This window comes from Brakhagea baltica (assembly GCF_052161605.1).
Classification (GTDB): domain Bacteria; phylum Planctomycetota; class Planctomycetia; order Pirellulales; family Pirellulaceae; genus JBKCUI01.
On the sequence record NZ_CP197409.1, the window covers coordinates 5,390,061 to 5,404,401 of the forward strand.

A 14,341-nucleotide genomic window follows, 5' to 3' on the forward strand; every position below is an offset into this window, starting at 1 on the left:
ATAATTAGGATAGCGGGGTACGCGAATAGAGCGCATCGAGCAATGCACTAAACGGAACTAGGGAATCGTGCCAGATCACTAGCACCTCACATCATGCCAATGAAGCATGTTTCACCATGAACGTTAATCGACCTAATGTTTTGGCCCCTGCCCAATGTGGTGGATTCTCAACTACAATAGACTTCAATGCCCCTCCTCACAATCCTGCCTCTACCACTCCGATAGATACAACGAAAATGATACATTCCCCCTGCCAAGACACGCTGACTGAGCTTTGGCAACGCTACGCGTTTGCCAACGACGCAGGGCATTATCTACTGATTCCACAAGCGGTCATGCAACCTCGGTCAGAACCGGAAGTGATCGAATTGCTCAAGGAATCGCGACGACGTCGAATTCCCGTCACCTTTCGGGCTGGCGGCACGAGCTTGTCCGGTCAATCGATCACCGACGGCTGGCTCGTGGACATTGGTAGGCATTGGAGGCTTGTAGAGCCATTGAACAACGGCTCGCGGGTCAAAGTCCAGGGTGGGGCCATCGGTGCTTTGGTCAACGCTAAGCTGCGAGCATTCGGCAGGAAGATCGGCCCCGACCCGTCCTCCATCCAGTCTGCCATGATGGGAGGCATCCTGTCGAACAACTCGAGCGGGATGTGCTGCGGCGTCGCCAACAATGCTTATCACACCCTCGAATCCATTCGCTTCATTCTGGCTGACGGTACGGTCTGGGATACATCGCTTCCCGGCGAGCACGATCGCTTTGAGGAGCAAAAGAGTCAGCTTTCTACCATCCTGTCAGGCTTAAGGACTGAGATCTCAGGCAATTCGAATTTGCTTGCGCGAATCCGAGAAAAGTATCAGCAGAAGAACACGGTTGGATATTCGCTGAATGCTTTTGTCGACTACGAGCGGCCTCTCGACATACTGGCTCACTTGCTGATTGGTGGCGAAGGGACCTTGGCTTTCATCTCCGAAGCGGTTTTACGAACGATCGAGGATTTGCCCTACAAAGCCACGTCACTGACCTTTTTCGCGGATGCGCATTCGGCTTGCAACAATATCCCCGACCTTATCAGCTTGAACTGCGATGCCGTGGAGTTCATGGATCGGGCTTCGCTGGAATCCATACGCCATCTCGAAGGGGTACCCCGGGGGCTTGGTTCGGAGCTGGACAAACATCAATCCTTGATGGGATTATTGTTCGAGTTTCATGGTTCGAACACGGAAGAGCTTCGGGATCGGATCGGAAGTTTTCAGGCTCATTGCGTTCCCAAGATGAAATCGCTCGACTCGCCACTGTTCACTTTTGACAAGAAAGAGCAAGCCAACATTTGGAAGCTTCGCAAGGGGATGTACCCGGCCGTAGCTGCTGTACGAGCCCGCGGCGAATCGGCCATTCTCGAAGATGTCACATTACCAGTGGAGCGATTAGGGGATGCAATCGTCGATTTGCAATCGCTGTTCGAGGCCCATGAATACGCAAACGGAATCATCTTTGGCCATGCGAAGGACGGGAACTTGCATTTCGTCATATCGCAAGCCATGGCTACGCAAAAAGACAACGACAAATACAGCCGGTTTATGGATGCCATGGTGCATCTGGTTGTGAACAAGTACGATGGAGCTCTCAAGGCAGAACACGGAACCGGTCGAAATATTGCTCCCTATGTAGAAACGGAATGGGGCCCAGAAGCGGTTTCGATCATGCGACGACTCAAAGACGCAATCGATCCAGATGGACTTCTTAATCCCGATGTGATTCTGTCATCGAATCCTAAAATACACCTGGAAAACATCAAGGAGCTGCCGGTCATTGAAGAGGTGGCGGACAAGTGTATTGAATGCGGGGCTTGCGAGCCCAGATGCCCAAGTCGCGATTTTACCCTCTCACCTCGGCAGCGAATCGTACTGCGTCGTGCACGGGAGCGCTTCGAGAAAACGGGTCAATCGGACTTAGCGAAGCAGCTGGATCTCGAGTATCAGTTTGCGGGCTTGGACACCTGTGCGACTGACGGATTGTGTGCGATTGATTGTCCGGTCGCGATCAACACCGGAGAGCTCGTCAAGAATCTGCGGGAGGTTCAACGCTCCCCCTTTCAAAAGAAGATTGCTGGCAAACTAGCATTACGTTTCGGATGGGCGGAGCGATTGATCAAGACCGCGATGGTGTTAGGCCGGACGGCGGACGCCATGGCCGGGCACCGAGCGCTAACAGCTACGACGAAGGTGTTAGGAAAAATCGCACCCGGGTTTCCTCAATGGCATAAAGCCTTAGGGGAAAACTGCGAATCGATCGACCGAGCGTTGTTGGCAGATTTTGAGATTGCCGAGTGGATTTATTGGCCTAGTTGCATGTCGAGGATGCTGGATGGAACGGCTGCCGCGTTGCTCAAGGTGTGTCATCGTGCAGGGACTACGGTGCATATACCTGTTCAGTCCAGTGGCAAGTGTTGTGGCCAAGCCTTTGCCTCGAAAGGATTCTTGCAGCCAGCAGTCGACAAGCAATCGGAATTGCTCGATGCAATTTGGGAGTGGAGTCGGCAAGGGACGCGTCCGGTGGTGGTCGATCTAGGTTCTTGCACGTCGTTTTTGAGAAGTGGCTTCAAGTATCTTGATCCCGTTCGCAAAGCTCGCCTCGAACAAATTCCGATTTTGGACTCCGTCGAACTGGCTGCCGCGTTGCTACCTAGGCTTACTGTGCATCGCAAGTTAGCTCCCATCGCGATCCATTCAGTATGTTCCAATGAAAAGAGTGGTTTGGATGCTCCATTGCTTCAGGTTACTAGTGCGTGCAGTACGGAAGTGATTCAGCCCCTTGAGGGTAAATGCTGCGGCATGGGAGGGGACCGTGGCTTTGCATTTCCGGGACTCGTCAAGAGCGCGGGCTCGACTGTCGAGCAATCGATGGATTCCGCAAGTTGCAAGGTTGGTTATACCAACGCGAGATCGTGCGCGATTAGCTTATCGACCAGCAGTCAAAGACCATGGCGATCCATTTTTCACCTGCTCGAGGAATGCACTCGAGAGGATATTTCACAAGACCGGGTTCTCCAGCAGATTCAGGCAGACCAACAGATTATTTCAGTGTAGGAATGGAATCCCGTAGTCACATTCTGCTCTTCAAATCTTCTGGCATCCTTGAATCTGCTGGAAGTTCGAAATCGTTGAGCATGAGGGGCATTCTTGCCAAACTGGCCCGTGAAGCAACTCTGTTATCGTTGCGCAAAAATCGCCAAAACGCACCAAATTTAGCTAAAATTGTAGCCGCCCCTTGTTAAGATCGAGGCCAATCATTACGCCGTCATAACATTTCCCAAAACTTCGAGGATGCCTAACTATGAGTCTCTCCCTCCGTTGCCTGGCTTCTGCGTCGTTGACCAAGCTATTGGCAGTAGCTGCTTGCTGCCTGTTCCTATCGCCGCTTCCCAGCGTTGCCATCGCGCAAAATGATGGCGCTGCCATCAACGAATCATGGTCCGTCGTTTCTTATAACATCCGTTTGTATACCGAATCGGACGGCAAAAACGCATGGCCGCATCGTGCCGACACCGTCGCTGCTGTCGTGCGAAAGCACGACGTCGCGGGCTTGCAGGAAGTACTAAAGTCCCAACTCGACGATCTCGAACGCATGCTTCCTGATTACGATTTCGTGGGAGTCGGTCGTGATGACGGCAAGACGCGCGGCGAGTACGTTCCCATTTTCTTTAAGAAAGATCGATTCGAAAAAGGAGACTCTGGTCATTTCTGGCTTAGCAAAACTCCCGATGTACCTGGTAGCAAGGATTGGGACGCTGCTATTACCCGCATGGTGTCTTGGGTTGTTCTTAAGGATAAGCAGACAGGAAAAGACTATTTGCACATCAACACGCACTTTGATCACGTGGGAAAGAAGTCCAGGCAAGAAAGCGCACGTATTATTGTTGATAAATCCAAGGCACTCTTTCCCGATCTGCCAGCGATTCTAACGGGCGATTTCAATTGCGACCCGAGCGACCTGCCTTACGCTGTGATTACTCAGGAAAGCGAAGATCTTTGGGTTGATACGCTCGCTGGATACAAACCAGAAGAGGGGCAACCAGCCGGCACTTGGAACGCATTCAAAGCGATCGAACGTCATCGCATCGATTTTATTTTCTTGGCCCGTGGCGTTGGGTCTGTTTCGAGCCAAATTCTGGACCCTAGGACTCCGGCCGGACTCTTTGGCAGCGATCACCAACCTGTTCAAGCTATCGTAAAGTTCCAATAGCCGCGACGAATCTACTCTTTCAAATTCGCGATGAACTGATCGGTTTGCGACTGCCAAAGATCTGCCATTTCGCGAACCGTGTCGGAGTAGCGATCCGCGAGGTTGTTTTGTTCGGCACGATCTGTACTCAGGTCGTATAGTTCCCAGGCATCTCCCTTAGCAGCAACCAGCTTCCAGTCACCGACTCGCAAGGCTCGGTTGCCTTCATGCAACCACCAAATCGAATTTCGTTCGATCGGTGTATTGTCTACAAAGCTAGGCACAAGACTTTTGCCTGGAAGGGCGGGAATCTTCTCCGGCGCATCATTCTGCTCGTTCACCTTTGCTGGATCGATTCCCGTTAGCTCGATAAGAGTTGGTAAGACATCAATGAAGTGGGCGGGCGTGGTGCGGAGATCACCTTGTGCGGTAACCTTGGCAGGCCAGTGCACAATGAACGGGGTGCTGATGCCTCCCTCATGAACCCAGGTCTTATGACGGCGAAAAGGGGTGTTACAGGCGCTGGAAAAACCAGGGCCGAGGCATAGGTAGGTTGCAGCGCTTCCCACGGGAGCAGCCGGGTCATGCCCGCCATCGCGAATCATGATCTCGGCAGTGGCTCCGTTATCTGAGCAGAAAATAATGAGTGTATTCTCGAGGGCATTCATGGCTTGGAGTTGTTCGATGATGCGACCGATAGCAACATCCATGGTGTCGACCATAGCCGCGTGAATGGCCATCTTGGTCGCCTGAAATTCCTTTTGCGACTCCGTTAAGCTTTCCCATGCCGCAGGAGTATTCAGTTCTCCTTCACCCAGAAACTCTAAATCCTTGGGACGTGGATAAGGAGGACCGATCTCGAGCTCTAACGGAGAGAGGGTCGTGTTGGTGATACCGAGTTGTTTCATCCTTTCAAAACGCTCGTTGCGCATGGTATCCCAACCCATGCGGTAGCGATCAGCATACTTCGCAATCGCTTCGGGCGGTGCATGAAGCGGAAAGTGAGGAGCAATAAACGCCACATACTGAAAGAAGGGGCGATCGGAATGCTCGATGGCATGTTCTTTCAAGCAACTTATCGCGTGATCCGCCGTCGCGTTAGTAGCGTAGTAGTTGGGCTCCTCTGAACGGTTGGGGATGGGCTTATCATTCAAGAGGTTCCCTTTGCTCGAAAAGTAATTCCCTTGGTTCCGCATATCGAGTGAAGCATCAAAGCCGGAAGCGAGAACCGGCCCGTCGACATGCCACTTGCCACTGTGATAGCACCGATAGTTGGCTTGTTTCAAATAGGCTGGCAGCAGCTTTGCCCAAGCCGGTCGAACACCCACTGCGCCACCACCAACACCGGGCAGATTGTCTCGTCGAACTTGTTGGGCGTAATAGCCTGAAAGCAAGGCGGCTCGTGACGGCCAGCAGCGTGCCGTGTTGTAGAACTGGGTGTAACGCAGGCCGTTGGCAGCGAGTCGATCTAGATTGGGAGTTTCAATCTCTCCACCGTAGCATCCCAAATCGGAGAATCCCATATCATCGGCCATGATGATCAGAACATTAGGCTGCTCCGAAGCATAAGAATAGCTTGACGCAAAGATGCAGACAACGAGTAGCCCCATGGCCACCTGGCGGAGAACCGACTGGAATTTCATATGCTTAAGGGAGCGTGAAAGGAGGTGGGATAGACAGCGTACTAGCCGTCCGATTTATACTTATCCAACTTACGATACAAGGTTCGAGCGCCGATGCCAAGAATTTTAGCAGCTTCATCCCGATTTCCGGCGGTGATTCTCAGAGTTTCTTCTATAGCCCAGCGTTCGATTTCATCCATCGACTTGCCAATCAGATCGACAGGCGAAACTCCGGTCAGGGAAACCAGGCTGGCGGGCTGGGCCACAGCCACTGCGGTATCGATTTCCGATTGAGAAGGTCCATTACCATCGCTCAGTTCTGGCGGCAGGTCATCGATATCCAATTTGCCGTCCATATCAAGCACGACCATCGTTTCGACAAAGTTTCGAAGCTGTCGGATATTCCCGGGCCAATCGTAACTGAAGAACTTCTTGGTTACAGCCGTGGTAAAGTTACACGGTGCATGGTTATGTTTGCGAACGAACGTCTTTCGAAAATGGTCCATGAGTGGAATAATATCATCCCGACGTTCTCTCAGTGGAGGCAGGTGCACGGTGACCACTTTGAGGCGATAGAAAAGATCGTTTCGAAAACTACCATCCTCGATCATCGCTTCGAGTGGGCGATTGGTTGCGGAGACTAGGCGAACGTTCACCTTGATAGGTCGATTGTCTCCGACTCGCGTAATCTGGCTTTCTTCGAGAACGCGTAGCAGTTTGATCTGAGTACTCATCGGCATATCACCCACCTCGTCCATGAACAGGGTGCCGCCGTCGGCGTACTGGAACGCACCTTCACGATCGGTTACGGCATCGGTAAAGGAGCCTCTAACGTGGCCGAAGAGTTCGCTTTCGACGAGGTTCTCTGAAACCGCCCGGACGTTCAATGCCACCATGCGTTTCGCTTTGCGAGGGCTATTTTGGTGAATAGCCCGTGCGATAAGCTCTTTACCCGTGCCACTTTCGCCAGTGATCAAAACCGTGACATCGGTCGGAGCGATACGCTTGAGTCGATCGATGAGGCCTTGCATTTGAGGGCCAGCGTAAACGATCCCCTCGAAGCCGAATTTTTCATCGAGACGCTTGCGAAGCTCCAGGTTCGTTTGCTTCAGTTGTACCGATTCAACTGCTTTGCCGACGATCGCTCGCAGCTTGTTCGGAGTGATTGGTTTCTCGAGAAAGTTGAACGCTCCCAACTGCATCGCTTCCACTGCTTTGGTGACGGTCGCATGGCCGGTCACCATAATGGCCAAGCTTTCGGGGAGCAATTGTCGCGAAAGGTCGAGGATTTGCATTCCATCGAAGTCGTTCATGACCAAATCGGTGACGACGACATCGAACGTATTTTGTTCCAGTTGGCGTTTTCCTTCGGGGCCGCAGGTGGCGACGGTACAACGATAGCCGGTTTTCTCGAGGCTTTCCGTCATGGCTTGAGCGTGGGCCGGATCGTTATCTACAACGAGAATCGCGAATTGTTTCGGGTCGAGCGAATCCTGTCCTGCCTGCGAATCGGAGGATTCGTTGGATGGATATTCCGTTGTCATATCAACGTGACTTTGCAGTTGGAGGGAAACGATGTACTTTGATCTTTTCAGTCAACAGTCGAATTGTGATTAAATACAGCGTTTTGAAAAGGACCATCCATGTCGGGACAACTGGTTTGCCGGGGTGTTCGAGGTGCCACAACGGTGGAATCCAACACGAAAGAAGCCATTTTGAAGGGGACGCGCCAACTTTTGGCATTGATGATCCGGAGAAACGAGATTGCTCCGGCTGACGTAGCGAGTGCCATTTTCACCGTGACCCGTGATCTAGATGCCGAGTTTCCCGCACTAGCCGCCAGGCAACTTGGCTGGCTGGAGGTGCCGCTGCTGTGTGGTTACGAGGTTCAGGTCGCATCGTCTCTGGGGATGTGCGTCCGGATTTTGTTGCATTGGAACACCACCAAATCGCAAAAGGACATTCAGCACGTTTACATTCACGATGCCGTGCAGCTACGACCTGATCTTTGCAAGCTCCCTCCTGTCGACTGGCAGGAGCTAGAGCAATGGATCTCCGAGCAGGTGGAACCTAAAAAATAGCAAAGGAGCGGCCTAAAGGAATGATTTGGGAGTACTTGCGTGCCCCCGACATCTTTTAAATCAATAATAAATCTCGATATTTATTTGCATTCCCCTATTCTCGGCGTAAGACTTATCGGATTCTCACGATCATACGAGTATTTTGCCAAATTCATTCGATCGAGTCTCATGCCGAGAATCTCCGAATACAGCCTGACCCAACAGCCCTAATCATGCCCGGCATGCCTACTCAAGATTTACTCGCATTGAATATTTCTACGGTTACGCCAGAGACTGTCGAGGGCTTGACGCTATACGTTAAAGACCAAGACGACGCCTTGGTGCTCTATCGTGAAGCAGGCTTGCCTCTAAGCAACCAGGATCTTGAACGTCTAAAATCCCGAGGAGTTCTCTGGCTCTACGTCGATAGTTCTGCGAAGGCAGAAATCCGGGAAAGACTGACAGAAATCGCGTTTGGCAAGGTTGAGGTTCCTCCACCGATTCGAATCGCAGCGGTCGCGGGGATTGTGAGGGATGCCATGGAAGCCGCAATGGCCACAAATGAAGTGGAGAAGATTTGTTCGGTAACGAAGTCCCTAAGCGCCGTTACTGCGGACCTGATCTGCAATGAGGACATCACCCTCCGCGACATCCTACCGGTACTTAGTCACGACTATGGAACGTTTACGCATTCCACGAACGTCTCTTGCTACGCAGGGGTTCTAGCTGACGCGTTGGGATACTCTAAGGTTGACGTCGAAGAGATCGTGAGAGGTGCGTTATTACATGACTTGGGCAAACTGGATATCGACATCGAGATTTTGAATAAGCCTGACAAGTTGACCGACCGAGAGTTTAGGATCATCAAAAAACATCCTACGCAGGGTTTTGTGCGACTCGCTGAGCAGCCAAACCTTTCACTGGGCCAACTCATGATGGTCTACCAACATCACGAGAAACTTGACGGGAGCGGGTATCCCGTTGGTATCGGGGAGGACGAGATTCATCCTTGGGCCAAGTTATGCTCCGTTGCAGACGTCTATGAAGCACTTACGAGCTACCGACCTTATAGAAAGCCAATGCCTACTAGTTCTGCACTCTCAATCCTAGAGCGTGGAATCGGAAATACTTTTGACGGAGAGATCGTCTCATGCTGGACGAAGCTTACAAAGAAAAACTTGACGAAGTCTTAAATCGTGTTGATGGGACGCTTCAATTACCGAATCGACTGGCTGATTTTTTCTCCGTCAGAGGGGACTCTCAGTCCTCAGATCACGAGGAACGCAAGCATATTCGGATGCGTGCCAGGACTCGCTGTGTCGGTTACGTTGAATCTTCGCTGCCAGCAATGAATCGACAGCGTGGTGAGATCCCAATCTATACAGCAGATTTTTCCAAAGGAGGGTGTGGATTCCTCTCTTCAATACAGCTTTTTCCAACGGAGATCATCCGATTGGTTTTGCCTACCTTCTGGTTGAAGATCAAAATAGTTCGATGCAGAAAGCTTGGAGAGAATTGCTACGAATCAGGAGGTGAGATCATCTCGAAGAATCAACCATGTCTCGAAGCGTTTCTCTAAGAATCTTAACTTGTTGATCAAACGGTAAGAATGAACGCTTCTGATTCGGGCGTAATTACTCAGGAAACGCTATACAGTAAATCCGCTTGTCGGTCCGCAGGTAAAGGCGACCATTTGCGATGGCCGGAGTTGCCAAAGCCATGTCATCCGACTCTAAAGGGTTGGTCCCAAGCAATTCTAGCGTGTCTCCAGTTTCGCCGATTTCGTAAACAAAGGTGACGCCGTCCTCATTCAAACAAAACAACTTGTTTCCGACGACCCAAGGTGACGCAGTGAAAGCCCGGCCATCCGGTATTCGCATGTCTGAAATCAGCTTTGAACCATCCTTTGCACCGAAGCCTGCAATAGTTCCGCGATCATACAGAACGAAGAGTTTATCTTTCATGACGACGGTCGACGGATTGTAGGGGGCTGATCTTGGTAATGACCATACCACGAATTCACTGGAGCTTAATTCTCCAGTGACACTGATATCCCCCGATCCGCCGGGGCGAATGGCATAAATGGGGCGTTTGGAATCCAATACGTATCCAGAACTTACAATGAGTAGATCGTCAATCGCATAGGGAGTCGCAATGGTGATGCTCGACATTCCTTTGATCGACCATAGTTCGTTTCCTGACAAATCATAGGACCGAACGCCATTAGTACCGGCCGTAACAATCTCAGTCCTTAGCGAATTAGTCCAGACGAACGGCGTGGACCAGTTGCTTTTTTCATCTCGTTCTCGGCGCCATACCTCTTGACCGGTCGCCGAGTCTATCGCGAGGAGGTACGAATCTTTCTCGTTGTCGTTAACAATGTAAATGCGGTCCTCGTGCACAACTGGTGAGGCAGCGGTCCCCCAGCCAGCTCGCATCGGGTTACTCTCGAAAGCTTTGCTCCAGAGCTCGTTCCCCTCGAGATCAAAACAAAAGAGCCCCACATTCCCGAAGTAGACGTAAAGTCGTTTGCCATCAGACACGGGAGTCTCCGAGGCGTAACTATTCTTGATGTGGATCGGGAATTCTGGCACTCCCTCTTTCACTGTTCGTTCCCAATCAAGCTCACCCGTCTCGGCGTTGAGACATACCACAACCCAGCGATGGCTCGACTGAGACGGTTTAGAACGATCTCCACCGAAATAGAGCCCCTTTTTGGCTTCTTCGCTCACCGATGAGTTGACCACGGTGGCTAGAATCACGCGGTTTCCAACAACGATCGGTGAGGACCAGCCTCGCCCTGGGATTTCCTTTTTCCAAATAACATTGCTGGTGGAGTTCCACTCCAGCGGTAACGAATCGTCTTGGCTTATCCCTCGAGCTCCTGGGCCACGGAACGAGAGCCATTGTTCCTGGGCATCGCACACGCTGGCTGCGGTCAATATTGAAACGGCAAAGGCGACAACTCTAGTAGCAAACATGCGGCGGATTCTCGAAAACGAAGTATCACTGGCTAAAGCGATGGGCTTAACTACCAATAAAGGGCGTTCCTGGCCCACCCGCAGGTTGCCCATTAAACCCCGGTGGCACATTATAGCCTTGGACGGGTGCCATACCAGTTGGATAGCCCGGGCCTGGCATGACCGCTGGTGCACCGGCGGGTTGGAATGCTCCAGGAACTTGACCTTGAGGCGGATATGGATATGCATTGTACGGATAGCACGGCTGATTGTTGTAGCCATTGGTATTAGCACAGCCCAATGACTGCAACGCAGTGCATGCTGCTAGCACTAAATAAAATTTTATGGGAAACTTCGCTGTCTGGTCGCTCGATGGAATTGGCATCTCAACACCCTTTTGCATGCAAACTTACTCAATGGCTGATACTTGTCGACTATTAGAGAAAGTCCGACTCAAAGGCCAGACCGCTACCGAAGTTTCGTTAGAAAACTTTAAAAAATGAGGGCATTTCCTCGAGAATTAACGAAGCATCGAAACCGAAGCAATCAAGGCATTCGATGCGGAGTCAGTTAACTCAGGGTAGGTCGGAAGAAAAACAATTCTTGCAAACAACTCACGCATAACCGGAGCGTCGCGGTCCGGTGCATCATTGGGGGCCTCGATAACCGTGAGATTGTGCTTGCTCGTTACATCAAAACCATGCTTGCGTATGTCTTCAAGCTGAGCCCTGCCCCAATTCACTGCGATGGGAAATACCCAATGGGAATGATTTGATGCGAGGGTACCTGGAATACTCAGTTCCGCACCGTTCGATTCTGTACCGAGGCGGCTCAAAAGCACTTGTCCCAGCGCAATTCTGTTCCGAATGCGAGCTGAGGGATAGGTGGCTTGACGCCGGGCGAGCATGGCAATCAGAGGTGTCGAAGGTCTCTTTCGAATACTTGTAAGCAAGTTGCCTGTCGTAAAGTTTTTGGCCAGTCGGTTCACGACTTCGTCCGGGTCCCGTCGCAAGAGCTTGATCATGTAGAAGATCAACGAATAGATCTGCCTCGTTGAAGCCAGCTTGAGCAGGGCATATTTCGCGATGCGACGAACATACGTCAACCGCGACTGCGACGGATAGGATTCATGCAACGACTTCATCTTGGCAAGGAGATCCCGGTCGCGAATGCTTACCACCGCTCCTCCGAGCGCCGTCGACGTTTTAATCGGACCAAAGCTATAAAGTCGGACATCTGCTTCCTGTAATGGAATACAATCCCAGCCGCAGAATGATTGTGCGCAGTCTTCCACGAGAAGAATTTGGTGCTCCCTAGCGAACGCTGCGATAGGACTCATTGGGACAGTTGCCCCAAACAATGGTGCAATGACCATAAGTCTGGTTTTAGGACTTCTTGATCGCTCAAGCGACTGCTGAGTTGGAGACAGCGTGTAGAAATCCAGATCTACTGGAATCGGTACCAAGCCGTGTTGATGAACGATCTTCACCATGTCGGGAATGGTGACCGCGCTCATCATGACTTCGCTGCCCTTCGGTAGCTTTAAGGCTTGTAGCAATAAATCAAAACCGGTTCGAACCGACAAGCAAACAAAAGATCGATCGGGGCCGCCAAAGCTTTGCTGTACACTTGACTCGTGATTTGCCGCATCGCCAGGGAGCAAGCAGCGGAACGCGCCGTAACTCAAATCCGACCACGTTATATCGAGCAGTTTTCTTGGCCACATTCTTGTGAGCGTTTTCCAATCGACTTAAGGATTTGATAAAGCACGGAGCCCCCTGAGCGTTTGCAATAAACGTGACAGCCCCACTCTGTTCCTTCTTATGCATTGTAAGGTTCGTCGTAAGGTTCGTCCCACTCTCTAGCCTCTTTGGAGATTCCAACCAAAAAATCTTTACCAAATCGCTTGACTCGCTCGCACAGACGGTGTACTATTCCACCAGTTCACTAGTTCTGCAATGGCAGAAGGAGTTCAGCATGTTCTTTTCGATAGACACCAACAATGGTGTGGCGATTTACGAGCAGATTGTGAGGCAGGTGAAATTTGCCATTGCCGAGGAGTCGCTCAGAGTGGGGCAGTTGTTGCCGAGCGTTCGTGCGCTCAGTGTTGAGCTGGCGATCAATCCGAATACGATTGCGCGGGCTTATCAACAACTGCAAGCCGACGGCATTATCGAGCTGATGCGAGGCCGTGGATTGGCCGTTTGCGCAGGAGCTCTCGATGTATGTCGCTCTAACCGCCGATCCATCATAGCGGATCGGTTGCGATCCGTTCTGAAAGAAGCTTTGCACGCCGGATTGGAGGCCTCAGACATCCAGTCCATTGTCCGGACCCAGCTTGCGGAGCTGGTTCCCACGATCAACACGGTCGCGTCCAACTCGCCGACGCAGCCCATTTCCTAGTTCGTTCCCTTCTGCTGGCTAGCGGCTGCCGAGTCTGTTCGCCACTCCTCTTCGAGGTATAGCTATGAATGAATGTATTGTCATCCAAGGTCTCGAGATGCACTTTCGAGGTTGCGATGCACTCCAAGGAATCGACTTGGTCGTGCCTCAAGGTTCCGTGTTCGCGCTGCTAGGAGAAAACGGGGCTGGGAAAACCACTCTGATCCGAATCCTCACCGGTTTTCAGCATCCTTCCAAGGGAACGTGTCGCATCCTAGGGCTCGATCCCATCACCGATGCGCTCGAACTGCGGCGGCGAATCGGTTACGTCTCCGATGCCCCCGCGCTCTACGATTGGATGCGCGTCGATGAGATCGGTTGGTTTGCCTCCTCGTTCTATCCCGACGGCTTCGTCGAGCGATACCGTGAATCCATACTGCGTTACGAGCTGCCATTAGACCGCAAGATAAAAAATCTTAGCAAAGGACAAAGAGCCAAAGTCGCTTTGTCCCTGTCGACCGCTCACAACCCGGAGTTGCTGATCCTCGATGAGCCCACCTCGGGACTTGATCCACTTGTGCGTCGCGAGTTTATGGAGAGCATGGTGGAGCGGGCCGCCAACGGTCAAACCGTGCTCCTATCCAGTCATCAAATTTCCGAGGTAGAACGGGTGGCTGACTACATCGCGATTTTGCACAGAGGCAAGGTTCAAATCGCAGCCCCTCTTTCCGAGCTAAGAGACTCTATCTTTGAAGTCACCATCAGCCGCGCCGATCCGCTCGCGGCATTACCCGATTTGACGCAAGACAAATCGAATCCTGCCGAGGTTCTCTACGAAAAGATCGAGGGCAGACAGGTGCGATGGATTGTGAAAAACTACCAGAGCTTTCACGAGAAGCTCTTGTCCGAATGGTCTCAAGTTTTGTCGGTTCGCTCCAGACCAGCGACCCTCGAGGAATTGTTCATAGCCTGCACTCGCGGATTGAACAGTTCCACGTCGTCCCCTTCGGCATCACAACCAGGCATCGGTTCCAGCGCGGATCGACAAGCGTCTTAGAACTTTGTTGGGAAGACCTCGTTCGGAACAGATACA

12 protein-coding genes are annotated in these 14,341 nt (G+C 51.7%); 7 read left to right on the forward strand and 5 right to left on the reverse strand.

Going from position 1 to position 14,341, the window contains the following annotated elements; genetic code table 11:
- The first annotated feature begins 236 nt into the window (after positions 1-236).
- Complete coding sequence (locus SH449x_RS20895; RefSeq protein WP_482378018.1) at positions 237-3,089, forward strand: FAD-binding and (Fe-S)-binding domain-containing protein; 2,853 nt, start codon at positions 237-239, stop codon at positions 3,087-3,089.
- 247 nt (positions 3,090-3,336) lie between these two features.
- Complete coding sequence (locus SH449x_RS20900) at positions 3,337-4,245, forward strand: endonuclease/exonuclease/phosphatase family protein (RefSeq protein ID WP_482378019.1); 909 nt, start codon at positions 3,337-3,339, stop codon at positions 4,243-4,245.
- 11 nt (positions 4,246-4,256) lie between these two features.
- Here the strand turns inward: SH449x_RS20900 and SH449x_RS20905 are convergent, their stop codons facing one another.
- Entirely contained in the window at positions 4,257-5,867 is a 1,611-nt protein-coding gene (locus SH449x_RS20905) for an arylsulfatase (RefSeq protein ID WP_482378020.1), read from the reverse strand.
- Positions 5,868-5,908: 41 nt separating this feature from the next.
- Positions 5,909-7,390 carry a sigma-54-dependent transcriptional regulator gene (locus tag SH449x_RS20910; RefSeq protein ID WP_482378021.1) on the reverse strand — a complete coding sequence of 494 codons (1,482 nt, stop codon included), beginning with the start codon at positions 7,388-7,390 and terminating at the stop codon, positions 5,909-5,911.
- 99 nt (positions 7,391-7,489) lie between these two features.
- Here SH449x_RS20910 and aroH point away from each other — a divergent pair, with 99 nt between their 5' ends.
- The 3 genes from aroH (at position 7,490) to SH449x_RS20925 (ending at position 9,485) form a co-directional block, all read left to right on the forward strand.
- Positions 7,490-7,927, forward strand: coding sequence for a chorismate mutase (aroH, locus tag SH449x_RS20915; RefSeq protein ID WP_482378022.1), 438 nt, complete (start codon positions 7,490-7,492; stop codon positions 7,925-7,927).
- Positions 7,928-8,148: 221 nt separating this feature from the next.
- The gene (locus SH449x_RS20920) at positions 8,149-9,099 is read left to right on the forward strand and encodes an HD-GYP domain-containing protein (protein WP_482378023.1); all 951 of its coding nucleotides are present in this window, start codon (positions 8,149-8,151) and stop codon (positions 9,097-9,099) included.
- Positions 9,057-9,485 carry a PilZ domain-containing protein gene (locus SH449x_RS20925; protein ID WP_482378024.1) on the forward strand — a complete coding sequence of 143 codons (429 nt, stop codon included), beginning with the start codon at positions 9,057-9,059 and terminating at the stop codon, positions 9,483-9,485. Before SH449x_RS20920 ends, SH449x_RS20925 begins: the two co-directional genes overlap by 43 nt.
- A gap of 55 nt (positions 9,486-9,540) precedes the next feature.
- Here the strand turns inward: SH449x_RS20925 and SH449x_RS20930 are convergent, their stop codons facing one another.
- From SH449x_RS20930 to SH449x_RS20940, 3 genes are all read right to left on the reverse strand, one after another.
- Positions 9,541-10,887, reverse strand: coding sequence for an outer membrane protein assembly factor BamB family protein (locus SH449x_RS20930; RefSeq protein WP_482378025.1), 1,347 nt, complete (start codon positions 10,885-10,887; stop codon positions 9,541-9,543).
- Between the two features lie 46 nt (positions 10,888-10,933).
- A complete protein-coding gene (locus tag SH449x_RS20935) occupies positions 10,934-11,251 on the reverse strand; it encodes a hypothetical protein (RefSeq protein ID WP_482378026.1) in 318 nt (105 codons plus the stop codon).
- A 135-nt stretch (positions 11,252-11,386) separates the two neighbouring features.
- Positions 11,387-12,592 carry a DegT/DnrJ/EryC1/StrS family aminotransferase gene (locus SH449x_RS20940; RefSeq protein WP_482378027.1) on the reverse strand — a complete coding sequence of 402 codons (1,206 nt, stop codon included), beginning with the start codon at positions 12,590-12,592 and terminating at the stop codon, positions 11,387-11,389.
- Positions 12,593-12,843: 251 nt separating this feature from the next.
- On the opposite strand from SH449x_RS20940, the gene SH449x_RS20945 reads away from it, so the two are divergent.
- Positions 12,844-13,269 (forward strand): GntR family transcriptional regulator, encoded by a 426-nt coding sequence (locus SH449x_RS20945; protein WP_482378028.1) that lies wholly within the window; start codon positions 12,844-12,846, stop codon positions 13,267-13,269.
- Between the two features lie 64 nt (positions 13,270-13,333).
- Positions 13,334-14,305 carry an ABC transporter ATP-binding protein gene (locus SH449x_RS20950; protein WP_482378029.1) on the forward strand — a complete coding sequence of 324 codons (972 nt, stop codon included), beginning with the start codon at positions 13,334-13,336 and terminating at the stop codon, positions 14,303-14,305.
- Positions 14,306-14,341 lie beyond the last annotated feature (36 nt).